The 25,458-nt window shown below is 43.6% G+C and carries 22 protein-coding genes; 4 read left to right on the top strand and 18 right to left on the bottom strand.

The genetic code is table 11. The features are described 5' to 3' along the window. Window positions 1-102: 102 nt before the first annotated feature. Window positions 103-1,401 carry an alpha-glucosidase/alpha-galactosidase gene (locus tag MHB64_RS16080; RefSeq protein WP_341134876.1) on the bottom strand — a complete coding sequence of 433 codons (1,299 nt, stop codon included), beginning with the start codon at window positions 1,399-1,401 and terminating at the stop codon, window positions 103-105. 254 nt (window positions 1,402-1,655) lie between these two features. Here MHB64_RS16080 and MHB64_RS16085 point away from each other — a divergent pair, with 254 nt between their 5' ends. Beyond that, complete coding sequence (locus MHB64_RS16085) at window positions 1,656-2,519, top strand: AraC family transcriptional regulator (protein WP_341134877.1); 864 nt, start codon at window positions 1,656-1,658, stop codon at window positions 2,517-2,519. A gap of 11 nt (window positions 2,520-2,530) precedes the next feature. On the opposite strand, the gene MHB64_RS16090 is transcribed toward MHB64_RS16085, so the two are convergent. From MHB64_RS16090 to MHB64_RS16100, 3 genes are read right to left on the bottom strand one after another with little or no spacing between them, the layout of a single operon-like run. Then, a complete protein-coding gene (locus MHB64_RS16090) occupies window positions 2,531-2,662 on the bottom strand; it encodes a GrpB family protein (RefSeq protein WP_256989725.1) in 132 nt (43 codons plus the stop codon). Between the two features lie 14 nt (window positions 2,663-2,676). Beyond that, window positions 2,677-2,832 carry a GrpB family protein gene (locus tag MHB64_RS16095; RefSeq protein WP_341134878.1) on the bottom strand — a complete coding sequence of 52 codons (156 nt, stop codon included), beginning with the start codon at window positions 2,830-2,832 and terminating at the stop codon, window positions 2,677-2,679. Continuing rightward, window positions 2,829-4,052, bottom strand: a complete 1,224-nt coding sequence (locus MHB64_RS16100) for an MFS transporter (RefSeq protein ID WP_094869074.1) — start codon at window positions 4,050-4,052, stop codon at window positions 2,829-2,831. The genes MHB64_RS16095 and MHB64_RS16100 overlap by 4 nt, the downstream gene beginning before the upstream one ends. Before the next feature lie 177 nt (window positions 4,053-4,229). Between MHB64_RS16100 and MHB64_RS16105 the strand changes: the two genes are divergently transcribed. Continuing rightward, window positions 4,230-5,009, top strand: a complete 780-nt coding sequence (locus MHB64_RS16105) for a GNAT family N-acetyltransferase (RefSeq protein WP_341134879.1) — start codon at window positions 4,230-4,232, stop codon at window positions 5,007-5,009. A 24-nt stretch (window positions 5,010-5,033) separates the two neighbouring features. Beyond that, window positions 5,034-5,351 carry a DUF4190 domain-containing protein gene (locus tag MHB64_RS16110; RefSeq protein ID WP_280786296.1) on the top strand — a complete coding sequence of 106 codons (318 nt, stop codon included), beginning with the start codon at window positions 5,034-5,036 and terminating at the stop codon, window positions 5,349-5,351. A 72-nt stretch (window positions 5,352-5,423) separates the two neighbouring features. Here the strand turns inward: MHB64_RS16110 and MHB64_RS16115 are convergent, their stop codons facing one another. The 13 genes from MHB64_RS16115 to MHB64_RS16175 all read right to left on the bottom strand — a co-directional run bounded on the left by MHB64_RS16115 (window position 5,424) and on the right by MHB64_RS16175 (window position 23,440). Next, window positions 5,424-6,608, bottom strand: a complete 1,185-nt coding sequence (locus MHB64_RS16115) for a response regulator (RefSeq protein ID WP_094869077.1) — start codon at window positions 6,606-6,608, stop codon at window positions 5,424-5,426. Then, window positions 6,589-8,370: a cache domain-containing sensor histidine kinase gene (locus tag MHB64_RS16120; protein WP_094869078.1), complete on the bottom strand. Its 1,782-nt coding sequence runs from the start codon at window positions 8,368-8,370 to the stop codon at window positions 6,589-6,591. Before MHB64_RS16120 ends, MHB64_RS16115 begins: the two co-directional genes overlap by 20 nt. A gap of 77 nt (window positions 8,371-8,447) precedes the next feature. Further along, window positions 8,448-9,371: a carbohydrate ABC transporter permease gene (locus MHB64_RS16125; RefSeq protein ID WP_341134880.1), complete on the bottom strand. Its 924-nt coding sequence runs from the start codon at window positions 9,369-9,371 to the stop codon at window positions 8,448-8,450. A 17-nt stretch (window positions 9,372-9,388) separates the two neighbouring features. Beyond that, complete coding sequence (locus tag MHB64_RS16130) at window positions 9,389-10,279, bottom strand: carbohydrate ABC transporter permease (protein WP_094869079.1); 891 nt, start codon at window positions 10,277-10,279, stop codon at window positions 9,389-9,391. A gap of 76 nt (window positions 10,280-10,355) precedes the next feature. Beyond that, window positions 10,356-11,729, bottom strand: coding sequence for an extracellular solute-binding protein (locus MHB64_RS16135; protein ID WP_094869080.1), 1,374 nt, complete (start codon window positions 11,727-11,729; stop codon window positions 10,356-10,358). A gap of 180 nt (window positions 11,730-11,909) precedes the next feature. Further along, window positions 11,910-13,100, bottom strand: coding sequence for a Ger(x)C family spore germination protein (locus MHB64_RS16140; RefSeq protein WP_094869081.1), 1,191 nt, complete (start codon window positions 13,098-13,100; stop codon window positions 11,910-11,912). After that, window positions 13,093-14,196, bottom strand: a complete 1,104-nt coding sequence (locus MHB64_RS16145) for a GerAB/ArcD/ProY family transporter (protein ID WP_341134881.1) — start codon at window positions 14,194-14,196, stop codon at window positions 13,093-13,095. Before MHB64_RS16145 ends, MHB64_RS16140 begins: the two co-directional genes overlap by 8 nt. A gap of 34 nt (window positions 14,197-14,230) precedes the next feature. After that, a complete protein-coding gene (locus tag MHB64_RS16150; protein ID WP_341134882.1) occupies window positions 14,231-15,922 on the bottom strand; it encodes a spore germination protein in 1,692 nt (563 codons plus the stop codon). Between the two features lie 179 nt (window positions 15,923-16,101). Next, complete coding sequence (locus MHB64_RS16155; RefSeq protein WP_094869084.1) at window positions 16,102-18,300, bottom strand: DEAD/DEAH box helicase; 2,199 nt, start codon at window positions 18,298-18,300, stop codon at window positions 16,102-16,104. Next, window positions 18,297-19,616 carry an ATP-binding protein gene (locus MHB64_RS16160; RefSeq protein WP_094875793.1) on the bottom strand — a complete coding sequence of 440 codons (1,320 nt, stop codon included), beginning with the start codon at window positions 19,614-19,616 and terminating at the stop codon, window positions 18,297-18,299. The genes MHB64_RS16155 and MHB64_RS16160 overlap by 4 nt, the downstream gene beginning before the upstream one ends. Window positions 19,617-19,631: 15 nt before the next feature. After that, on the bottom strand, window positions 19,632-21,236 hold the full coding sequence (locus MHB64_RS16165; protein ID WP_341134883.1) for a TerB N-terminal domain-containing protein: 1,605 nt from the start codon (window positions 21,234-21,236) through the stop codon (window positions 19,632-19,634). 142 nt (window positions 21,237-21,378) lie between these two features. After that, the gene (locus MHB64_RS16170) at window positions 21,379-22,581 is read right to left on the bottom strand and encodes an MFS transporter (RefSeq protein WP_179281530.1); all 1,203 of its coding nucleotides are present in this window, start codon (window positions 22,579-22,581) and stop codon (window positions 21,379-21,381) included. 91 nt (window positions 22,582-22,672) lie between these two features. Then, window positions 22,673-23,440, bottom strand: coding sequence for a DUF1836 domain-containing protein (locus MHB64_RS16175; protein ID WP_094869088.1), 768 nt, complete (start codon window positions 23,438-23,440; stop codon window positions 22,673-22,675). A 113-nt stretch (window positions 23,441-23,553) separates the two neighbouring features. Between MHB64_RS16175 and MHB64_RS16180 the strand changes: the two genes are divergently transcribed. Then, on the top strand, window positions 23,554-24,879 hold the full coding sequence (locus tag MHB64_RS16180) for a hemolysin family protein (protein WP_094869089.1): 1,326 nt from the start codon (window positions 23,554-23,556) through the stop codon (window positions 24,877-24,879). Between the two features lie 30 nt (window positions 24,880-24,909). Here MHB64_RS16180 and MHB64_RS16185 read toward each other — a convergent pair whose 3' ends face one another. Then, window positions 24,910-25,449 carry a GNAT family N-acetyltransferase gene (locus tag MHB64_RS16185; RefSeq protein WP_094869090.1) on the bottom strand — a complete coding sequence of 180 codons (540 nt, stop codon included), beginning with the start codon at window positions 25,447-25,449 and terminating at the stop codon, window positions 24,910-24,912. Between the last annotated feature and the right edge of the window lie 9 nt (window positions 25,450-25,458).

Genomic DNA, 25,458 nt, shown 5'->3' on the forward strand with positions numbered 1-25,458 from the left:
TATGTGTATTCTTTAAGACCCCAGTTGTCCTAGACAGATAAGCAAAAAAAGCCTGATTTCTCAGGCTCTTTTTGTGTTTATACAATGAAAGATTAGACCGCATTATTTATACGCGGGCAACCAGTCTCCATGGGCTGTGATCAGCTCATCACACATATTCGTAATGTCATCCATCGACAGTTCGGCGGCAGTGTGCGGATCGAGCATAGCTGCGTGATAAATATGCTCTCTCTTATGAGTAATCGCTGCTTCAATTGTTAACAATTGTGTATTAATGTTCGTACGATTCAGTGCAGCACACTGCGGAGGCAGATCTCCCACAAAGGTTGGAGTCACGCCACTGCGGTCTACAAGGCACGGAACTTCTACACATGCTTCTTTCGGAAGATTGGTGATAAGACCTGTATTCATAACATTACCACCTATTTTAAAAGGTACATTCGTTTCGATGGCTTCCATAATGTAGGACGCATATTCATGCGAACGTTCATGTACAAGCTCTTTGTTATTTACTAATTCTTCACGCATTTGCTGCCACCGTTCAATTTGTTCTACACAGCGGCGGGGGTACTCGTCGAGTGGAATTTGAAACCGTTCTATGAGTTCAGGATAATTACGTTTGATAAAATAAGGATGATACTCTGCGTTATGTTCTGAAGACTCCGTAATATAGTAACCAAATTTAAGCATCATTTCATAACGAACCATATCCCCATGATGTTCTTTCTGCTTCTCGGCAGCGCGACGTTTGATTTCCGGATATAAGTCCTCTCCATCCTTCGTAACCTCGAGTAGCCAAGCCATATGGTTAATACCGGCGATCTTAGCTTGTACACCTGTCTGATCCATTCCCAGATGCTCGAATAAGCCTGGAATACAATGCTGTACGCTATGACATAATCCTACGGTCTTCACACCACCATAAGTGTTCATCACATTCGTCAATACGGCCATTGGATTCGTATAGTTCATAAAGAGTGCATCTGGACAAACCTCTCTCACTTCTGCGGCAAAATCAAGCATGACAGGAATCGTACGTAAGTTGCGGAAAATGCCACCGATACCAACCGTGTCCGCAATCGTCTGACGTAAGCCATATTTCTTCGGAATTTCAAAGTCTGTAATGGTACAAGGATCGTACCCCCCGACCTGGATCGCATTAATTACATACTTAGCTCCACGTAAAGCTTCCTTGCGATCCGTATAAGATTTCACGATACAAGTACTGCCACTACTTGCTTTTATATTACTCAACATATTCTCAGAATCTTTTAGGCGCTGAAGATCAATATCATATAGGGCAAGCTCAAAGCCTTGAAGGGCTGGAGTTCTCATGCAATCTCCTAAAACGTTCTTTGCAAATACAGTACTTCCCGCTCCGATAAATGTAATTTTGGACATGTGAAATATTCCTCCTTAAATAGTGAGCTCTACGGTCCCGACATCGTTAACGACACAGAAAATATCCATAAATTTTCCTTATAAACACTTGAATATCAGAGGGTATCCGTCTCTCTCTTCACTATTCACTATAAATGAGAGCGATCTCAATGAGTATGGATAAATACAATTCATATATGGATGTTTGTTGCATTTATGTGGTATGTCCTATAATCTATATGTAATTCAAATCACGTATAGGAGGTCAGAAGCAAATGGCTTCAGAGCATTATCATTTCACAGCAGGGTTTAATCTTGCTCCAGATGAAATCGACCTGACTGTATTGTTCAGCGGAGAAGGTAAACCGGTCCCAGGACATAAGATGGGGCCTTCTGTTCACGATTACTACCTTATACATACCGTAATGGATGGTAAGGGAGTGTTTCAGAGTGAAAGTAACTCTCAGGTATGTGGTGCAGGAGATACCTTTGTTATATTCCCAGGGGCATTATTCAGCTATCAGGCAGACATGGAACAGCCTTGGACTTATGTATGGGTAGCCTTGCAAGGAGAAGCCGTTCAGCAGCTATTTAAAGAAGTGGGGATTACACCGGACAAGCCGTTAATACACTTAGATAATCTTTTAGAGATACATAACTTGTATGAACATATTCGTTTTTCCTTCCAGCAGTCTGCTTATCCAAGGTTGGAAAGTTTGGAGGCTTCTGGGTGGATGCGCCTTTTGGTGCACAAATTCGGCCTTGCGAACATAGGTTCGCTAACCCCTAATTCCGCACATTTACCGGATGTTATCGACCGCCAGATCAATCAAGCGATCCGCTGGATCTCTCTCCAATTTCATCAACAGATCAGTATCGACCACATGGCATCCTCGCTTGGTTATCATAGGGCTCACCTCTCTAAGGCCTTTAAGCAAAAGATCGGAATGTCACCCAAGCAATATTTGTTAAAGGTTCGCATGGATAAAGCAAAGGAACTGCTTGGAGGAACGCTCACCATCGACCAGGTATCCTCTTCGGTCGGTTTCAATGATGCGTTATATTTCTCCAAGCAGTTCCGTAAGTGGAGCGGTATGTCCCCCAGTGAATATCGAAGCCATCTTCGATCAGGCACATGATTGCTTATGGGTTATTTCATGGTTTTTGATAAAATCGAGGTGACAAACGTTGTCTTTCCTTCACAGTAAGCATCCCTATCGTAGCGGTGTTGTTCCGCCAGACGCTGTTTGACTTCTGCATATGCTTGACGCGTTACCGCCATTTGAACGGAGATAGTCAGCCTTCAATGGAAGTACTCCCCACATGCTCTATCGTAACAATGAGGTCGCCAACATAAGATAACAACTGAACTCTAATTCTATTGAATTCTACCTTCCACTCGGGGTCATACGGGACAACCTTTACCATTTCCGCCTTCAGATTGATGCTCATGCACCTCCTGCGTTTAATGCCTTCTTCTCAATTCCTCTATAGACTATCCATATGCATATAGCGGCCACAATTAGCATTCCACCCATCAGACAGACGCCATTCCAGCCCCAATGCTGCCATGCAAAGCTTCCAAGTGTTGATCCAATTGCGCCACCTGTAAAAGTGCTGACCATAAACACAGTATTTATTCGGCTGCGGGCCGCCGGCTCAAGTGCATAGATCCGTGTTTGGTTACTAACCTGTGACCCTTGTACGCCAAGATCCAGAATAATAACACCGGCAATCAGGCTCCAGATTGTAAATCCAGCTAAACCGAAGAATCCATAAGCAATCAATGTCAGCAACAGTAGTATACCTACTATCTTTTTCGGTGCGATCCTGTCAGCTAACCTCCCGATAAATGGAGCACCCGCAGCACCTGCTACACCGATCAACCCAAACAAGCCTGTGATAGAGCTACTATAGTGGTAAGGTTCACCTTCTAAAAAGAAAGCCAGTGAAGTCCAGAACACGCTGAAGCCACCAAACATACAAGCCCCAATCAGTGATGCTTCACGAAGCGTCGAATATCTGCGAATCAAATTCCCCATTGATTTCAGTAGATCCGTATAGGATGAATTATTTTCTGGTTTCGTCTTTGGAATTAGTTGGTATAAGATAAGGGATAACAATAGCATTATAACTGCAGCAATCCAGTACATCGCTCTCCAGCCGAACATATCTCCTATAATTCCGGATATCGTTCTTGCCAGCAAAATACCAAAAAACAGCCCGCTCATTACGGTTCCAATAACCTTACCTCGTTCTTCTGGCAGAGCAAGCTCTGCGGAGAGAGGAATGATAACCTGCGGCACCACCGTAGTTATGCCAATAGCAAAACTGGCAATATACATCCAAATAAGGTTCTGAGCTGTAGCAAAACCAACGAGTGATAATGATACGGCAATAAGAAGTCCGGATATTAGTGTTCTTCGTTCACGAATGTCGCCCAACGGAACAAACAATAACATCCCAAGCGCATAACCGATCTGAGTAAGCATCGATACATATCCTACTGCGTTAGAGGATGCATGGAAGGTTCGTCCAATATCGGCCAGAAGGGGCTGATTGTAATACATATTTGCCACGCTTAATCCTGATGCAATAGCTAATATAAGTATGAATTGCTTAGTTAGGCCTCCTCCTACACGAACTGCAGCGGGTGTGATAGATTGTGTCATGAAATTTCTGTGCCTCCGATTACGTATGCTGCATCAAACAGCAAGCTTTATTTTCCTAATACATTATAGCAGTCACTGTCAAGCTTACGTATTTCTGCGATATAATAATCATCCAAATATATATGATCTACATAAGTACAATTTATATTTGATTCTATTTAGCGAGGAGTTAATAACATGCACCAGAATGACCGAATTATGACCAAATTGCGCAAGGAACCCTTGAAGAATGTCAGTTTATTAAAAATGCTAACCTCATTCCAGAAAGTCATGGAGTCTCATCTTGTGGAGCAAGGAAGTCAATGGGGTGTTTTATTGCTTCTTCCTGCCTCAGCCTACGCATATGATCATAGAGTATATCCTCAAGCGGATTACATCGTATTTATGGATTACAGCAGCCCAGATGTATTTCCGGCTCTGTTTCAATTGCTGCCTCCGCAAGCAAAATTTGTTTTTAAACTGCAAGACGTGAACTACACAGAGGCCTTATCATCACAATTTTCAATGGAGAAAGTCCGGGGGTTCTACTCATACAGTACAGTTGAGGGTCAAATCTTTCCGAAGGACGAAGAAGTTGTTATCAGTCATATGGTTGACGACAGATTAATTCCGCTATGGGCCGCTAATCATTACACGAAAGATGAAATAGAAGACTATTTTCAAAATGGTGCTTTTTCCGTGTCAATTTACCTAGACGGCAATCCGGTCAGTACCTGCCTAGCGTTCCGTAATGAAGAAACCATCTGGGAAATCGGCGCTCTACATACATTAGAATCCTCACAAAGAAACGGGTATGCGAAAAAGGTGGTCCAAACCGCCATACAAGAAACGTTAGAACGAGGGTTTATTCCACGCTATCATGTGCTTGAAACAAATCAAGCGTCCATCAGACTAGCTGAATCTATTGGACTCATTCCTTGTGTACAGCTTGAACACTGGATTAACTACATCCAATAACACGCTTGATAGGAGGTGATTTGAATGAGTTATGTGCCGAACGAGAATCAAAACTATTATCCTCCCCCGCCCCCACCAACACCGATGAATGGCAAATCAATAGCTGGTTTCGTTTTAGGAGTACTTTCCATAATTGTTCCTTATATCGGATTTTTGTTAGGGATTGTAGCGGTTATTCTGTCTGCCCTATCCCTTAAAGAAATACGGATTCGGTATGAGCAAGGAAGAGGCTTAGCTATTGCGGGTCTGGTATGCGGGATTGTCGGCACTCTACTTTACGCCATATTCATTTTATTTTTCGTTATTTTTATATATGCAGCAGCAAATTACCCCCATTACTGATCCACAGAAGAAAAGGATCTCTATAGCCACCCTAATGGCTGCAGAGATCCTTTTTCCAATCCTATGAACCATTCAGTAGGTTCCATTATTAAGCTGCTGGCGATACTCCGTCGGAGTTACTAGGAACCGCTTGCGGAACATCTGTGTAAAATGCCGCATGTCCTGATATCCAATACGTTCGGCGATTTCTGCCACCTTAAGCTTCGAGTTTACAAGCAGTAGCTTTGCTTGTTCCAAACGTAAGGATGTCACGTATTCCTTATAGCCTTGACCCGTCTTCTGTTTAAATAATTGACTGAAGTAAACCGGATTCAGAAATACAACGGAGGCAATCTTTTCTAAAGTAAGGTCTTCGAAATAGTGTTCTTTTACATATTGCAATGCGATGTCGATGGCTTTTTCGCCACTACCTTTCGCTGGCGTTAAATCCAACACTTGAGAATTCACTGCCTCTCTTAAGCTCGTTACGATCTGAGGTACAGTATTTATATCGTAGCTAAGTCCGGAATGGATCATTTGGAAGGGTGTTTTTAAATATTGCTTCAAATAGGTACGCCCATCTTCCAGAAAAGTTTCTAATCGTGCTTCTTCTCTTAAGGTGATTAATCCCAGCAGACTCTGGCGGTCATAGCTGACTACAAACCCGCTCCCGTCCCGATCTATCAGCTCAGTTAACACATTTTCTACAATAAAATGTTCTATCCGAATGTTTTTATCACCCGCATCCATTTGGAGCAAAATCAAATAGAAACATTGATGATCTTCTATTAATTGGCTGATGTCTAAATTACCGAGATTAAAACCAGAAGCGAGCCTCTGAAATACACCTTCTCTTAAATATTTGAGACTTGACCTTAATCGGTCTTCATCTTTAATAAATTTATGATCCTGCTCTATTTCTAGCGATAAGTTACTAATAATCTCAAGTAGCTTGCTTTTACCGATCGGCTTAAGTAGATAATCTCTCGCTCCAAGACGAACAGCCTCCTGTGCATAGGCAAACTCACTGTGTGCAGAGATGACTACCCATTTGACATAAGGATACCGCCGCTTAGAAATCCTCATGAACTCTAGGCCATTCATACCGGGCATAAGAATATCAGTTAAGACCATATGGATGGATTGTTCCTCCATAATCTTGACTGCTTCTTCTGTGGACGCAGCTACATGTACACAATAATCTGGATAGATACTTCTTATAGTGCGCTTAATGCCTTCTCGGATCACTCGTTCATCATCAGCTATGAGAATGTTCAAGACTATGCTCTCCTTCCTGCGGAATCGGCAGCATGATAGCAACCTCGGTTCCTTCTCCAGGTAAGCTTCGAATCACAAGACCATAGGATTCTCCGAACATATGCTGGAGCCGCCGGTGCAGATTTTGAAGACCTATCCCCATTTTCCCATTTTCTTTCGTTGTTGGCCGATCTAAGGATCCCACTAGCGCATTCAGCTTTTCTGCATCCATACCTTTGCCATTATCTTGAACAACGATGTTCAGTACTCCAGCTTCTTCAATTACACTCACCTTCAGAATACCTTGACGGTCGAGCGATTCCAAGCCATGTTTTACAGCATTTTCAATAACCGGTTGTACAGTCATCTTGGGAAGGCGAACCTCAAGCCATCGTTCATCTATATTGATCTCAATCCGTAGACGACCTTCCAGTCGGATAGAAATTATATTTAGATAGTGTCCAATTTGTTCCAGTTCTTCTCGTAGTGTGACTTCTACGTCAACTTCCCAATGACTACTGTACCGGAACATCGAAGATAGCGAGAGAACAAGTTCACCCAGTTGCTCATTCCCTTCCTCATCCAGCATCCAATAAATCATATCCAAAGTATTGTATAGAAAATGTGGGTTCACTTGAGATTGCAAGGCATGAAGCTCAGCATTCTTCTCACTGACGGAAGAAAGTTTCACCCGCTCGATCAGTTCTTCGATTCGGCGAACCATCCGATTAAACGAAGCAACAAGAATATTAATCTCTTGATAAGAAGAAACATTCACCATTCCCCGAAAATTTCCGATCTCCACTTGCTTCATCTCTCGAATCACCTTTTTAAGCGGCAAAGAAATCGTTCGTGAAACCATAGAAGCTATTAAAGTAGAGACGAGCACAAGAATCGAAAATACAATGAACAGATAACGTTTCATCTCTACCAACTCTACATTTAGGTCGCGATTAGGAGTGATACTAAGCACCCACCAACCAGAGAAGGACAGTTTAGAAGCGACAAGCAGACGATTGGCTGTCTGTTCGACCACAACATTCTGGGAGTTCTGTAAAGACGGGAGCTGAGTTAAATCAGGTTCCTGATCTTCGGCAGAGGATACGAATCGTCCATCCTGCGACATTAAATACACCTGGCTATGCTCACCCAGCTTCACATTATCTAGCGCATCCAGAACAGGCTTCGGATTCGTCTCGTACAGAACAATGCCAATCGGTTTGTGTTCATTGAGATCGTAAATCTGACGGCCAAAGGCAAACACAGGACTATCCTCTACTTGATCGATAAGAGAATGTTCATAGACGCCGAGCCAGACCATTTTACCGGAGGAAGCTTGCAGCTGATGGTACCAATCTTCCTTCATATAATCGGGATCAACCACATTCATATAATTTCCGTAATTATAAATCTTACCTTTATCTGTAATGACATGAATACCTACGAGATCATCCCGAGAATAAAATATAGCTCCTAGAATATTGGTAATTGTCTGTTCATTGATGTAAGCTACCGCCGGCTCAGTGCTTGTCTCATTAATCAAACGTATCAGTTCAAAGTTATTGCTGAGTGATTTAGAGAGACTATCATACCCTTTGTACAATAAGCTGAATAGATCCGCCGTCTGGGCGACATTCTTCTGCGACAAATCACTTATTTTCTCATGAAACTGTACGGTTGTCCGGTTGTAATAGAGCAGACTCACAATTAATAGAATGCTAGACATACAAAAAAGAAACAGCAAAAACAATCGATGGTGGATGGAATGAAAGCTGTTTCTCAAAAAGGCTTCCCTCCTCAAACTCATCTGTCCTGCTGCTTCTTCATTATAATTCCATTATTGAAATTTGCAATATAGAGTTATCCTTTTACTGCTCCCGCCACCATTCCTTTTGTAATCTGATTAGATAAGAAGAAATAGATTAAAATGACGGGTAACGCACCCATCACTAGAAATGCACCGATATTTCCATAGTTTACAGAATACTGACTAACGAATGTGTACACGCCAAAGGGCAAGGTCTTCAATTTCTCGGAGGAAATGAAGGTGGCCGCTAAGATATACTCATTCCAAATGTTGATGAACGTTAGAATACACACAGTCATTACCGGTGGCACGGATACAGGAAGAATGATCGCGCGGAAGATCCGATATACGCTCGCCCCATCTATAAAGGCCGATTCTTCGATTTCATGCGGAATGCTCTTCATAAAGCCACTTAATATAAACACCGCTATAGGAGTAGAAAAAGCTACATAAGGTAATATGAGCGATAAATGCGTATTCAGAATATGCATATTTTTGAAAATGATCATCAGTGGTAGCAAAGTGGCCTGCATGGGAATCATCATCCCCATTAAGAAAATCGTCATGACCAAGTTGCCGTAACGCCAACGGAATCGAGAAATCGCGTAAGCTACCATGGAGCTAAGCAGGATAACGAAGATCATCGTTACACCAGTAACCAATACACTATTTGATAAATACTTTAGGTAACTACCTGACCTATAAGCCTCGCTATAGTTATGCCACTGAAATACTTTAGGAAATGAGAAAAAACGTCCTCCCAAAATCTCCTCATTGGTCTTCAAGGAATAAAGCATTAGCCATAGAAGAGGATATAGCTGGGTAACGACAGGAATCGCAAAGAGAAGATACACGAGTCCTTTCTTGAAATATAAGAACGTATGAGTTCCACTTAATACATTATCCTTATATTTCTCGCTTAAACGCTTACCGTCCTTGTAAGGACGCTTTGGGCGTTTATGCTTGACATTCCGCATGATCGCGCACTCCTTTGCTAACTGAATTTTTTCTCAAGCTTATTAAAGATCGTATTTATGCTAGCAGTAAACACTAGGCACAGTATGACCAAGAAAGAAGCGATAGCGCTACCATAGCCATATTTAAAGGATAAGAATGAACTGTTGTACATATGTGTGGAGATAACATCTGTAGCATGAGCGGGTCCACCGGCTGTCATGACCATTACGAGATCAAAAGCCTGCAAAGACCCTATAAAGGCGAGTACGATAGATATTTTAAAGATTGGAATAATCAGCGGAAAAGTAATGTATCGATCGGCTTTGAATCCGTCAGCCCCATCAATCTTTGCCGCTTCATACAGCTCATCCGGAATATTCTGAACACCGGTATATTGAATCAGCAAATGGTAGCCGAAATATTGCCATAGAGAAACTGCATAAAGAGCGAACATCGCAATTTTAGGTTCTGTGATCCAATTGTGAGTCCAGCTATCCAGCCCAAGAGAGATCAGGACACCGTTCAACATCCCTCCCATGGATACCGGGTCATAAATCGTTTTCCAGAGCTGTCCAATGATAACCACCGACAAAATAACCGGCGTAAAGTAAATAGAAACTAAAGTGTTTCCTTTTCTCACGTACCGGTTTAGAAGGACAGCCATCAACAAACAAAATGGAATTTCCACCATGGAAGCCACAGCATAGAGTAATGTTCTCCTTACAGAGGGCCAAAATACCGGATCATGAAAAAACATATCTTTGAAATTAGCAAGTCCAGCAAACTTCGCAGTCGTAATTCCGTCCCATTTTAGCAATCCTGTATAAAAGGATACTAGAATAGGAGCAAACACCAAGCACACATACAAAAGCAGGCAAGGTAACACGAAGACGGCGATTGTGCGCGCTGGAACCTTTAGTACCTTCATTATTTCCGCCCCCTAGAATGTAAACACGATGCGAAGAAGCGTTTAAGCACCCTCGCATCGCGTTTTGGAAACCTTCTTATTTATTTGCTTCAAATGCGGTTTGATGTTCTTTAGCTACTTGAGCGGAATCCACTTTTTGAACAAAAAGATTTTGGATACTGCTGAGATGGACTTGTGCCGTAGCTGGGTTCATAGTGTTGTCAAAGGCCAAGTCGCCACCTTTAACCTGATTGAATAATCCTGAAACGTTGATCGCCAGATCAGAGTAACCTGCGGCTTTCAGGTCTCCATCCACTTTTTGACCAATCCCTACAGCATTTTTGAGTTCAAATTGCTTTTTAGGATAGTTGAGTGTAAAGAAGTTTAAGAAGTCTTTGGTTTCTTGTAAATGCTCACTGTTCGCAGAAATTGCAAAGGCGCTACCTGGTGCGAGCATGAATTCATTTGGATCACCTTTACCATTCACACTTGGGAATTGGAAGGCTCCTGCTTTACCAGCCACTGAGGATGCGTCAATTGCACCTGTTTCCCAAGAACCGATAACCCACATAGCAGCTTTACCGGATTTAAAGATATTACCACCTGCGTTAGCATCGATGGAAGTAGCTCCATCTGGAAATGCACCTGCTTGCACGAGATCTTGGAAACGGTCAACAGCTTCTATGAAAGCAGGATCTTCAAATGTTTTTTTGCCATCCAGCACATCTTGAAGGAAACCAGGTCCCCCATTGGTGCGAAGCAGGATATTCATGAACAAGAATGAACCCGTCCAGGAATCTTTTTCACCGATCGCGATTGGCGTAATGCCCTTTGCTTTCAAGGTTTTTACATCTTGGAGTAATTCATCGAATGTTTTAGGAGTGTCTGTGATTCCCGCTTGTTCGAAAAGTTCTTTATTATAATAGACTACCTCGATGTTATTACCATCTGGCAGCGCATAAACATTGCCATCGAAGCTGTAGTAATCAAGCAGACCGGATTGATAAGTGTCTTTCAGTCCATTTTGATCCAGCATATCATTCAGGGGAGCAAACAGCTTAGCATCAACGAAGGGTTTCATTTGTGCAGCCGGGTTAACAATCGTAATATCAGGAACTTCTTTGGAAGCAGCTTGTGTCTTCAGTTTGACTTTTTGTTGGTCTGTATTCAAAGTATCTAGTTCGATGTGAATGTTAGGGTTTTCTTTTTCATATTGGTCAACTAATTCATGAAGCATTTTATAAGCAGGTGTTGCTGGATCCGGATAAATATTTTGAAAAGTAATCGTGACCTTCTTACCGCTTTCGGTTTTAGTAGTTCCGGCATCTGGAGCATTCGTAGCTGTATTCCCTTTCGACTCTGTAGCGCCTTTACTCTCATTGTTGTTTGAATTTCCACACGCTGCCATACTTAAAACCAAAGCTGCTGATAACGCAATTGTTGAAGTTGCCTTCATTTTTTTGCTGACCATTGTTTGACGCCCCCTATTTTCGTTATAGGCTAATTATTGTACTGTTAAGCGCTTTCAACAAGGTGTCAAATTTAAGATAAATGGTTTGTTTTTTCTAGAAAAATACAATATATGTCCGAACATAACGAAACACCCGCTAATTCGGGTGCTTCCATGAACCATATTTTCGACGTGAGGCGATCATTTAGATGTGGAACCAAAATCGGTGATTTTAAGTTTTATATCAAAGGTCAATGGCATCCGCGTAAATTCATCGTCCCAATGATCCTTCATCTGTTTCCAAATATGCGGCTTTTCAATGCTGAGCCAATCACCGAATCCAGCTACATCCACTTTGTAAGTGGACTGCATTTTGTAGATAAGTCCATTGATATGTTGGGTTAGTTTCTCTTCAAATATCTTCTCTAGTTCTTTAAAATAAGCTACACTCGAGGAATCCTCATCCACATTCCAATTCTCAATTAGACGTCCAGTGGACTCAATCGCAACATGAAATGACATCCCCTTATCATCGCTCTTATTCAGTGTAATCTTGCTCTTCACTGATTTAATCTCATAAGTAATGGAGTCGTTCGACCGATCATAGGCTTTGATGCTCCCGCTCTTAATATCGCCTTTGATCCAGGAAATACTCTCCACATCATGTTGGTCAAGGTTGCCGATCCAATGCCCTGTCTCTCCCTTGATAATACCGGCCCCGGAGAATTCCACCTCACCTTGTGCTTCCACAACGTTTTGCAACACAAAACTTCGCTTAGAGTACATCAGAGCATCTAGATTGGACAATGTTATCCCCTTCATAACTTTACTGGTTCTGAAGTTGTTTTGGACCATCTCTTCAAGTCGAATGGAAGGAATCTCCTCCGAGTTCGTCTTAAGCGTATCGGACGCACGCCCTTGGCTTAGAAATATTAGACAGCTCGGGCGGATATCGTTATCTCGCAGCACAAAATCCATTAAACGTCTGATCTTCACTTGTTGCACAAGATTATCAGCCATTACGATAACCTTGAGATGATGGCCGATAATCGGACGGTTCTGACGAATGGTGAATTGGCGGAATACTTCAAGCAGAGAATCCCCAGTCTCAGAAACATTGTTAAAATGGGTTCTGGCTGTTTCTCCATCTTTACCGGTATTTCCAATTGTTCTTTCAGGTATAATTTGTACAGTTGCCGTAACTTTATTTTGCTTTTGGTAGCTTCCCCCACGTTCCTCGAATTCCCGTTCGAGTGCATCAGGTTCTCCCTTATCAAGCGCCAATCCTGTATAAACACTTAGATCTTCAATCTCTTTACTGCTCCAACAGCCAGGCTGTGTAATTAAAATAATGGATACTATTAGTAAGTGTATAGCTCTCTGCCTAAACATTCTGCTTAAGTCCTTTCTTCCTGATCAGTAATACAATCGACAATAGCAATGGCAACAATACAAAGATCAGCACGCCCATATAGCCAATGGAATCACCAAGACTGAAGACGTCATTAATGCGTTGAGGGATCATCGTACAGATGAAGATGATGGGCATTAAGGCGAACATCACCGGATGAATCTTCAGATTGAACACCTGTGAGATTCCAAGTGAAGCATTAAAGAAAAAGCTGCAAAAATTACAAAACATCTGCATCAACCAAATGACCAGCAGCGGGAATTCAAATCGTTCAAAAAAGAAACCAGAAATTTCAAAGCTCCGTACCAAATCTATCGTAGGCCAGGTACTTGTGATTACTGAATTGATGGACAAGCCGCCAATCACCATCACAATCGTAACCAGATACAGCACCAGCGGAATGCATAATCCGACCAACATCCCCTTGACTGCTTCCTGCGGATGCTGCATAAAGGCCGTCATCGTCATCACAACCTCACAACCAGTAAAGATCAGGATGCTCGACTTCATCCCCCGGAAGACCGGCATGATGCCTTCACTTAGAAAAGGACGTAAATGATGAATATCAAATATTCTGGAGCTTAAAATAAAACAAATGATCAGGATAAAGATACTGATCGGAAATACAATCTGAAACACGCGGGCTATGGAATTAATCCCACCATACACCAAATACGTACCCACCCAGATAAATGGCATCACGATCGCCCAGATCGGAGTGCCTTCCAGAAGAAAGAACAATGTTACTTCCGCCAGTACGCGGATTTCGAAGCCAGCAATGACAATAAAGTAAAGAATCAATAGTGAACTCAGCACACTACCTGGGAGATTTCCCACTATTTTTTTAGAATACTGAAAGACCGTTTTACCCGGAAATTGTTGGCTAAGCTTCACCATCACCAAGATTACCAAAAACACGACGATACCACCCAGCGCTACTGAAAGCCAAGCATCGGGAGTCTGTACAGCCTTGACAACACTTTTTGGCATAGTTAAAATGCCAGCACCCAACATGGAATTAGTCAATACAATGGCAGCTTGTGAGGTTGTGATCTTGTCATCCGTACGTTTGAACACTGCGCTCCCCCTCTGCTCCTGCTAGATACATTCTCTAGGACTTGCGAATTTTCTTCTGGGTCTTCAGCATCTCCGGTCTTCGCTTCATGATAGATAACGGCGCACGGACGAACAAATCCTTCCAATCACTTACCCGGAAAGGCGAGATTGGGGTGACGTAAGGAACCCCGAAGCTTGAAAGTCGAGTCAGATGACTGCAAATTAGCAGAAAAAAAAGGATGGTACCGTACATACCCAGGACCGCCGCAAATAACATACCTACGAATCGTAAGATCCGCAAGGTAATCCCGGCACTGTACATCGGTATGGAAAACGAAGAGATCGCTGTCACGGCAACGACAATTACCAGAAAGGGACTTACAATACCGGCTTGTACCGCGGCATCTCCAATGATCAGTCCTCCGACAATCCCCATTGCCGGTCCTATGGGCTTTGGCAGACGAATTCCAGCTTCACGCAAGATTTCAATAGAAATCTCCAGAATCAATACTTCAATTAATGAAGGGAAAGGTACACCTTGGCGTGTTTCGATAATGGAAATCGCTAGCTGCGTAGGAATCAGCCCCGGATGAAAGGAGATAAAGGAAATATACAGAGCTGGGGCTAACAGAGCCAGAAATGCTGCGCCAAACCGTAGCACCCGCAAAAGTGTACCTGGAAACCAACGCTCATAGTAGTCCTCAGGTGACTGCAATAGCATACTGAACGTAACTGGAACAATGAGGGCAAACGGTGTGCCATCCAGCAGGATAGCGATTCTCCCCTCTAATAAGGAGGCAATCACACGATCGGGTCTTTCTGTATTCTGTGTTTGTTGAAACGGGCTTAAATAATCATCTTCGATTAACTGTTCCACATAACCAGATTCCAGAATGAAATCCATATCAATTTTGGAGATCCGGTCTTTCACTTCCTGTAGCAGATCTGGATTTACAATGTTTTTCATATAAGCGATAACCAGGTTCTTCTTGATTTCGCTACCCACTTCAAACCTTTGCATTTCCAGATGCTTATTGAGCCCTTGGCGGCGAAGCATAGAGGTATTCTCACTGAGCACTTCGGTAAATCCAATCCTTGGTCCCCGCAGTAAAGCTTCTGAAGTCGGCTCAGTAATAGAGCGCACTGCTCCATGTGGAAAGCCAACCAGCAGCATCTCACGCATGCCTTCTACAATCAGTGCGGTGTATCCAAACAGGACTGACTCCTGCAGATGATCCAAATCTCTAGTTTCGTTTAGCTGAGCCAGCGGTAGCATATTCTGTTTCATATAGGTGTATATTCCTTCGGAAGCCTGCATTTCATTGGCAAACATCAGATTCTGTAGCACCTGTTGGTTGATTAGCAGTTCATTCTGCATGCCCTCAACATAGACCAAAGCGGCACGTGCCTGAATACCTTTGACTGTGAATTCACGAAAACACACATCACTATTTGCTTCTAATGCCGTTCTTATCGCTGCTAAATCGTCATCATAGTCTTGAGTAAACCCTGTAGACTTAGAAGGCGGGTGATCGGCTTCAGTTTCCTGTTGATTTGCTGCATGATTGTCCGAATTCTTCGGTTCAGCATCCTGAGATTTAGCCCCTGAATTCTTGGAGCGTCCGCTTCCAACATAGAAATATAGATGCTTGTAAAGATAATAAACCGCTATGGGAAAGAGCAACGTTATCGCCGCCTGTATAAAAACTGTCCAATCGGGAATATAAGAGACTATTTTAGACCACATCGCAATCATCCTCTTAATAGGAATCTTCTAGATACTATTCTCCGCCTGCCCTATTTTTATGCAGCTTTTGGAATAGGAGGAAACTCTAGATTGGCGTAAGGACATACATGTTGCTGTGCGTCCGAACATAAAGAGACGCCCGCATAAGCGGGCGTCTCGATTAAAAATGTTTAAAATAGTTATTGTGGTTGCCGCCATTGTTTTAGCACTTCAAGCAACCCCGGAACATCTAATCCATCCAAAGAAAAAGCTTTGCGCAGCAGCTCATGTGGGATGAACTCGTCGTATTTCCCGAGATAAGGCGCCTCATCTGGTGATAACAAGGATAAAGGGTCACTTGCAGCCATGCTTTCAGCGATAATTTCTGCTTCCAGCGTATCTGCATCTGTTTTGCCTGCAACCACCATATAATAAGGTTCCATCGGTACGATAGATCTAAGTCCCTGTGAGCTCTTTAAATTGTTCTTGAGAAGGCGCTCTAGTGTGCGGAATTGCCGACTACCCGCCCACGGTAAGATAAACATCGAATCTCCACCTGCCGGCATAACGGAACGTTCAAGCATTCCACTTTCCTTCGCTAAACGGCGTGCTCGTTCAAGCCGCGCGGCCGCACTCGGAGCAAGATACGGATACAAGGATGTTGCGCCTAACACTTCACGAATCTTCATCATAATGCGTGTATGCACATCCCCACCCGCTCCAAGCCACAACGTATCCACTTTTCCGCGTGAGGTTTTTACATAAACAGCTTTATGGCGATTATCGACCTCTTCTACCTTCCAGAGCTTCCCTGCCAGAGTAAAACAGTAACCCGGTGGTGGTACCGTTGTGATCGAACCGATCTCTTCCGTTCCGTTATAGACAACATGCTCTTCATCGTCTTTGAAAACTGCATAGAAGCGGAAGTTGTTCACGATCTTCTCCCCTGCCATCCCGATAATCAGGCTGCCTTCATCCATCTTCTCGATTTGTCCCATACCCAGCATATAAGTCATGAAAGTATCGTAGTCCACAGGATCAATGCTATTGAAGGAAGGTAAGCTAAGTACAGCCTCTTTTAATTCCTCCGGCTCCGCCTCCCCCATACTTTTCAATATGCTCATCGTCTGATGGTATAGCAGACCAACGGGCAACTGGCGCACCACCAGTGGTTCAACCCACTTCTCGCGCACATAGAGCTCTATCACCGCAATCGCTCGAAGCAATGTCCAAGGCATCCGTGCCGGAAGCTGCGCTTCCTCATCCTCTTCCTCGGGCGTGACAAAGATCATCTCGGATGCGGCGTCCCCGCGCCTGCCCGAGCGACCGAGCCGCTGCACAAAGCTTGCGCAGCTATAAGGAGCGCCGACCTGGAGCACCCGCTCCAGCTCTCCCAGATCAATGCCCAGCTCCAGCGTCAATGTCGCTGCCGCAACGGCAGGTCCGGAGCCTTGCCGCAGCGCAGCTTCCGTCTCTTCGCGGAGCATCGCGGAGATACTGCCATGGTGAACGTGAAAAACATCCCGTTCCCCACGCTTCGCGGCCGTTCTCCGCAGCTCAAGGGTCGCCGTCTCTGCATCCGAGCGGCTATTCGTGAAGATCAACGCTTTCTTAAGATGCGTATGATCGTAAATGAAATCGTAGTAAGACTGCTTCGCGCGTTCTAAATGCTCCGCCTGCACTTCATCCCGTGCATCCGGGAAAGAGAAATGCTCCACACTTAATCGGAGCTTACGCCCGCCCTGTGGAGCGGACACCTCTACGCTCTCCCGCGTACCAGCCGCCAGCCATTCCGTCACCGAAGCATAGTCGCTAAGCGTGGCCGATAGACCGATTCTGCGCGGATGACATCCCGCCATTCGTGAGATTCTCGCCAACTGACTTAAGACCTGAATCCCCCGATCAGCGCCCATGAAGGCATGAACCTCGTCTATAACAATAAAACGAAGATCATGGAACAGAGCTGGAATAGCATTCGGACGGTTCATCAATAGTCCCTCAAGCGACTCAGGAGTAATCTGCAGCACGCCGGAAGGATTCTGCACCAGTTTCGTCTTATCTGCTTGCGGGACATCCCCATGCCAGTGCCACACCGGAATATTGCCTTCACGTAGTAAATCGTTCAGCCGTGTAAATTGATCGTTAATCAAAGCTTTCAGCGGAGCGATATACAGAATACCGACCGAACCGGATGGACGTTCATACAGCTCAGTAAGCGCTGGAAAAAAAGCCGCCTCTGTCTTACCAGAAGCTGTACCCGAAGCAATCAGTAAGTGATTTGGCGTATCAAACAGCACACGACAGGCATCTACCTGGGCCTCGCGCAAGGTCTCCCATCGGTTCTTATAGATAAACTCTTTAATGAAGGGAGCCAGCCTGTAAAACGGATTATCACTCATAATTCAAACTCCGCGAGGAATCCATCTAACTCGTTTTGTTCATTTTCAGCAGGTTTAGTGGCTCGTTCGCCCACTAGCTTCTCGAAAGAAATTTCCGGATGCTGGTGCAAGGTGTGTAGCAGATCCATAAAATCACGCACCACTTCACGTGGAGTCAAGAGCTCGTCTGCCCCTAATCTGCCCACTGCTTCTTCCATAAAATGAACCAATTGTTCCTGTGTTAACTGTGCTTCGTAACCATAATGAAGGGCATGGATATCTCTAAGCTTTTGCAAAAGGATCAAAATTTCTTCATGTGAAAGCATGTCTAGTGCAATAACAGGCCCGGTATAATTGTTCAGACCTGCTGCGCCGTATCTTCCTGCAACTAATCTAGAACGCAGCGCTTCATAGCTAAATAATCCGCGTCGACTATCTTCCACAAATTGCGGAGTCCCCCCTATAAAAATTCCCAGGCTCTCTGCCTTGCCCTGCATCGTATCATTGAACATCGTAAGCAGCTTTTCATAGTTACTCTGACGTGAGATGCTGTTCGTGATTTTGTAGAGATTGACGCCTTCGTCTATGAACAGCAGCAGTCCCTTATAACCAATAGCAGAAGTGAATTCCGCCCACAGCTTCATATAATCATACCAATTATCATCATCAATAATCACGCCAACACCAAGTGCTTTTCGTGCTTCCGTTCGAGTGGCGAATTCCCCTCTGAGCCAGCGAAGGGAATCCTGCTTCAGTTCATCGTCAGCGAGCTTATGGGCATTCCAATAAGAAGCCAGTACTTTGGCAAAATCAAATCCATGCACCAACCCGCGCATTTCGGAGGCTACAGCATAGATTCGTTTCTCAACTTCTTCTCCAAGCTGGGGGTGATCAGGGCCATATTCATTCTCTTGCATCACAGACTGCTGAAGCGTAATGATCCATTTTTGCAAAATAATCTCCAGAGCCCCTCCATCTGGACGCGTCCGGGTAGACAAGTGACTCATCAGCTCTCGATATGTAGCAAGACCTTGTCCTTTCGTTCCCACTAATCTTCGTTCAGGGGATAGATCCGCATCAGCTACTACAAAATCCCGATCCATCGCATAATTACGTATCATCTGCAAAAGAAAGCTTTTGCCGCTACCGAATTTGCCTGTAATCAGCTTAAAAGCAGCTCCACCCTCCGCAATGTTATCCATATCTCTCAATATCGCTTCAATCTCTGGCCGGCGACCAACGGCTATATGCTCTAGTCCGATACGCGGAACCACACCGGCTGTCAGTGAATTGACTAGCGCTGTCGTCATGCGTTTAGGTATTTTTAAAACATTCATCCAAAGTTCACCTCATTAAATATTAAGCAGATAAATTTTATATTCTTCTGCAATTTCTTCACCATCTATGATCAAATCACCTAGAATGTCCATTGCCATATCATTGATCTCATCGATCAAGAGCTCTGACATCGTGCCGTTTGCAGCCGCTAGCTTCTGTATGGCTTGTGTTCCATCCTCGTTCATAAGCGCAATAAGAGCTTCGTGTTGGAGTGGACTTAAAGCTTTAGAGAACTGCTCCCACTCCGTTCCTACGTTAGCAGATTGAATTTCTTCTATAGTTAATTCAGGCTCAAGAGACTGAAGCGGTACAATGATTTCATCTTCAATCTCTTCAAATTCTTCTTTTTCTACTAATTCTTCAAGCTTGGATTCCTCATTAGTAATCTCAAAACCGCTATCCTCAGGCTCTTCCAGCTCAATCATTTCCTCAACCGTAAGCATGGTTCGTACAATCTCGGAATCACTCTGCAGCCTTTCAAGCTTCTCACGATCAATGACTACTGCCGGCCCCTTGTCTTCCTGTTTCTCTTTCTCAAATTCCCGCTTCAGAAAACGAGTGATAAGATCATCCATATCAGCATCCACGTTAACCCCTTTGAGCCGACCACGATAACCCAGCAGTTCCCGTAATTTATTCTCAGTCAAACGGAACAGCCTTGTAATCAAACTGCGAAGCGGTGGAGATTTACTGATACGAACAACCGGTATAAGTACAGAATAACCATATAGCGAAATATCATATACGGCGCTACGGAATAAATAACGCTCCCGCATAACTGATGGGCCTGGTGGGAACATTTCAACCAAATTCGAGCCGTGTTTCCGACTGACATAAGCGTTGATTAATGCCACTATCTGTGGAATATATCGTTCGAGGGCTTCTTTACCTTCCCCCATATAAAACTTCGATTTACTAATATCGTAGTCCGACATCGCGGTTAATACCGTAAAGGTTAACTGCTCAGGAGATACAGTAAGACATCTCTCTAACTCTAGCTCAGCCAGATCTCCAGCAAGGCCGCGTGAACGAGCAACGATTAGCGATAGTGGCACATCCAAATGATGAACAAACGAGAAGTCCGCGATCCAACCACCCAAATATTGATCCAGACGTTTATATTTTTCTCGATAAGCTTCCCAGATTTGACTGAGCTGCTTATAGCCATCATAAGGATCTTGCCAGCCTACACCATTAATAAGCTCATACACATGCAGAAAAATATATGAAAGATCCGTTTTCGGATATCTACCCTGTCTAACTTCATAGCGCCAATAAAAATACCATCTACTTTGCGTGCCTGTCATATGGCCATACGTGGGCCAGTAGCTCTTAAAAGGAACAAAGAGTGCTGAATCCTCAGTTCTATGCTCCAATTCCTTCGCTCTAGTTACAAACTGGCTTTCTGTTGTTGTCACAGGTTCTGGGGTGTCCGTCTCCAGATCCCAAAGCTGAAGCTGTAGAGAAGGTTCTGACGACGCTTTAGACTTCCCTACATTTGCAGTAGATAACTTAGGCAGCACTGGTTCTGATGAATTTCGCGGGGGAATAGGAACATTTTGCTCCGTACTTTCCCAGACTAATTCCGTGAAATGAGGCTGCTTTCCATCCTTACTCATGTTCGATCGCTCCGTTCTTATAAAAGAAGGACTAATTTAAAAAAAACGGCCCTGTTCACAATTGTGAAGGAACCGTTTTGTTCTTATTAAATTTTAGCATTGTTGATAGATTAACATCAAGTATGTAATGAAGAATTATCCTTTACAGTAGCTCCGTTCCCTTTGTCTCTTTTCCTAGGAAGAGCACCGCTAACGCACCGATAATAATCGTTACAAAAAATAACATGAAGATCGAGCCAATTGCTATAGATTTACCTACCAGCACACCTACTAGTAAAGGAGCGATGATGCCACCAATCCGGCCAAAAGAAGTCGCTAAACCAGCACCTGTTGAACGAATAGATGTTGGATATAGCTCTGGTGTATATGCGTACATGCCACCCCATGCTCCAAGATTGAAGAACGACAAGCAAATACCAGCAGCCATCAGCATGCCTTCAGTCGTCGCATTTCCGAACCATGCCGCACTAACGGCAGTGAACAGCATATAGATGACCAGGACAAACTTACGTCCGAACTTCTCGATGAAGTAAGCGGCAGTAAAGTAACCTGGGAGCTGGGCGAGTGTCATGATTAGCACATACTCGAAGCTCTTAACTAAACTGAACCCTTTAAGTACCATAACTGTAGGAAGCCATAAAAACATGCCATAATACGAAAACACTACGGTAAACCATAAAATCCACAGCATAATCGTAGAACGGCGATACTCTGGTGACCATACAGTTGCGATACGTTTTTTTAAGGAGACAGGTGCCTTCTTAATCTCTGCAAACTTCGGCGAATCATCTATAGCGCGTCTTAAATATAAAGCATATAGAGCGGGAACAGCACCAATGCCGAATGCTACACGCCAGCCATAATCAGGAATGACGAAGAATGCAATTAACGCAGAAGCAATCCACCCAACCGCCCAAAAGCTCTCCAGCAGCACAACCGCGCGGCCTCTCTCACGGGCAGGCATACTCTCAGACACTAAAGTTGAGGCAACAGGCAGCTCCCCACCTAGTCCAAATCCAGCGATAAATCTAAGCACGCAGAGTATCCCGAAGCCTGTTGCAAAAGCCGATAACCCACTCGCAGCCGAGAAAATCAGGAGTGTCCATAGAAGGATCGGTTTACGTCCGAATCGATCTGCTAATATCCCTGCCGCCGCAGCGCCCACGGCCATGCCCACGGAGTTAATACTTGTTAATATGCCTATCTGCTCCGGTCCCAGATTCCAATCCTTGGCTAAAGCCGCTACAACAAAAGAAATCATCCCGACGTCCATCGCGTCGAACATCCAGCTTAAGCCTGCACTGAAGAGTAATTTCCTCTGCTTCGGATTCCGCAGCAGTGTCATTTGATTCACTTCTAAGCCCCCTTATATCCAACATATATCTTATGAAACTTACTTTTGATTGTTTCACTCATACATTTTAAAATTGAAGCGTTCAAAAATCAAGAAATAAAGCCGCATTAAAGTATTGTCTGGCAAGTGATTGAAAATAACAGGTCTGAACAGCTATCGTGGCGATCAGCAGTATGTTGCGCACAGATTCTCTCTGAGATCTTGTAAGATGCGTCAGCCGATTGATCACACGATCTGTAGAACTTCTAAGCAGGGATTCTTCTTTCCAGGAGAACTCCTTATGTAAAAGTTGATCTACTTTACATTGCGTCTGTATTGTGGGATTGCTCTTGATCTCTTCAAAAAGTCCAGCGTATGCGAAATACAGTTTTGCCGGTTCTATGAGATCATCATCGTCGCGATCTGGCTTTAAGAACATCAGTTGGAATAGCTGACGAATACTTTCGAAATTCAGGGCCGATTTGAGATCATCAATCATAAACAGAAGTGCTGCCTGATTGACTGAATACTTTTTTCCCTCTCTTGGAGAACCGAGGTACTCCTTAAAGTCGCGCTTCACCCAGTTTTGCATAGTAGTCACAGTCAACGTGGAATACTCTATAAGATGGCCTAATGAAGCAATTTCACCAAGTGAAAAGCCTTTAACATTATCGCCCTTAATGATCTTTTGTAAAATGGGTGGAACATCTGTAGATAAAAAAGCGGGTAACGAAGTCCCCTTTTGAATTTCATCAAGATGAAATTTGGTCCATGCCTCTTGGAGGATATTCAGCGGTTTCCGGTCTGATAATCCGGTCAATGAGAGCAGAAGACTGGACATCTCCACACGAGTCAATGCAAATGATTCCATATCTGTTTCCCTCCACCATTTGATATTTTTCTGAAAAGTTCGTAGAATAGTTCATAAGAACTCATAATATGAGTATAACCTATTTTAGGAACGAAAGGGATGGTAAAGATTATATGGGTATAGGACTTAGTTTGACGTTGGTGGCTATTTTGATTATTTTAACCGCTTTTTTTGTAGCAACGGAATTTGCATTGGTGAGACTTAGAGGTAGCCAGATCAGTCAAATGGTGATCGAGGGAAAGAAGAACGCGCTAGCTGTACAACGAGTGTCTGCTAATCTTGACGGGTACTTATCTGCTTGTCAGCTCGGGATTACAATCACTGCGCTGGGTATTGGTGCGTTAGCAGAGCCGGCGTTTGAGCAGCTGCTCCTTCCGGTATTCGACTGGGCTAACATTAGTTCAAGTGTGAGTCACCCTCTTGCGTTTTTATTCGCATTCGTCATTGCAACATTCCTACACGTCGTTGTCGGGGAACTTGCTCCGAAGACAGTAGCTATAAACATTCCGGAAAAAATCGGTCAAATTACATCACCGCTGATTATTTGGTTCTACAGAATTTTGTACCCACTCATTTGGTTTATGAATGGTTCCGCAAATCTGCTTGTTCGCCTTTTTGGGATGAAGCCTGCCAGTGAGCATGGAGACGCACATAGTGAAGATGAGATTCGTTTGATCTTATCCGAAAGCTATGAAAGTGGAAAAATCAATAAAGCTGAATATGGCTATGTAAACCGTATCTTTACTTTTGATGAGATGTTGGCCAAAGAAATCATGGTTCCAAGAACCGATATGGTATGTCTTTTCACCAATCATTCATTGAAAGAAAATTTCGAGATTATCCGTAAGGAGCAATATACTCGCTTCCCGGTTGCAGAAGGCAGCAAGGATAATATCATCGGAATGATTAATACCAAACAGCTTTATTTGCAATATGACAATAACCCAGATTTTGATTTCAAAGGCTTGATTCAGCCTGTCCTAACTGTATCTGAAGTAACACCTGTTAAGAATCTTTTAACCCGTATGCAATTGGAGCGGGTGCATATCGCCCTGCTGCTTGATGAATATGGTGGAACATCTGGCCTCATCACGATAGAAGATATTTTGGAAGAAATCGTTGGTGAAATTCGAGATGAATTTGACGGTGATGAGCGCAGAGAAATTGAGAAACTAAGCGATACAAATTATCTGTTCGATGGTAAGGTATCTTTAATTGAGGTCAAGGAGCTTACCGGTCTTGATTTCGAACATGAGGAAGTGACAACGATTGGAGGCTGGTTATACAGTCATATCCCGGATCCGGCCGTTGGCAAAAGCATTGTACATGATAACGTAACCTTAATCATTCGTGAAATGAACAGATACCGTGTACGCAAGGTTGAGGTCATCATTGAGTCTACTGGTGATACTGAATCGTCAGAGCTTGAGAATTCATAAGCTTTTAATCATAAAAAAAGGATAGAGTTATCAGATTAAAATCTGATCCTCTGTCCTTTTTTCTTTTTTCAAAATCTTACTCATGTAATATTCATCTACCCATTGGCCATCGATCACAAGTGATTTTCTTTTCGTCCCTTCGATCTCAAACCCATTTTTGATATATAGCGCCACAGCCGGTTCATTATGTGTCATGACGGTTAGCTCCAGTCGAACAATTTCAGTATTCCTAGCCCAAACATCCATCTCTCGGAACAGACCTGCACCGATCCCCTTACCTTGATATTGTCTTAGGATGCCAATGACTATGTACGCATTATGGTGATTGCGTCTAACACTTCCACCTCTAACCGACATAAAACCTATCAATTGGTTATCAGCCTCTGCACCAATAAGGATTGAAGTATCGGCTGAAGCGAAGCTTTCGATCATCTCTTTGACCTGATTTAGACTGGATTGCCGTTCATCCGGTTCCAGTAACATGAATTTGGATTCCTGGTCTAACTGATGCTGAAGGCGAAGCAATTCACCAGCATCCTCCGGCACCAGCTCCCTCAATGTAACCCTCATATTCCCACT

This window comes from Paenibacillus sp. FSL K6-2859 (genome assembly GCF_038008265.1).
Lineage (GTDB): Bacteria > Bacillota > Bacilli > Paenibacillales > Paenibacillaceae > Paenibacillus_AQ > Paenibacillus_AQ nitricinens.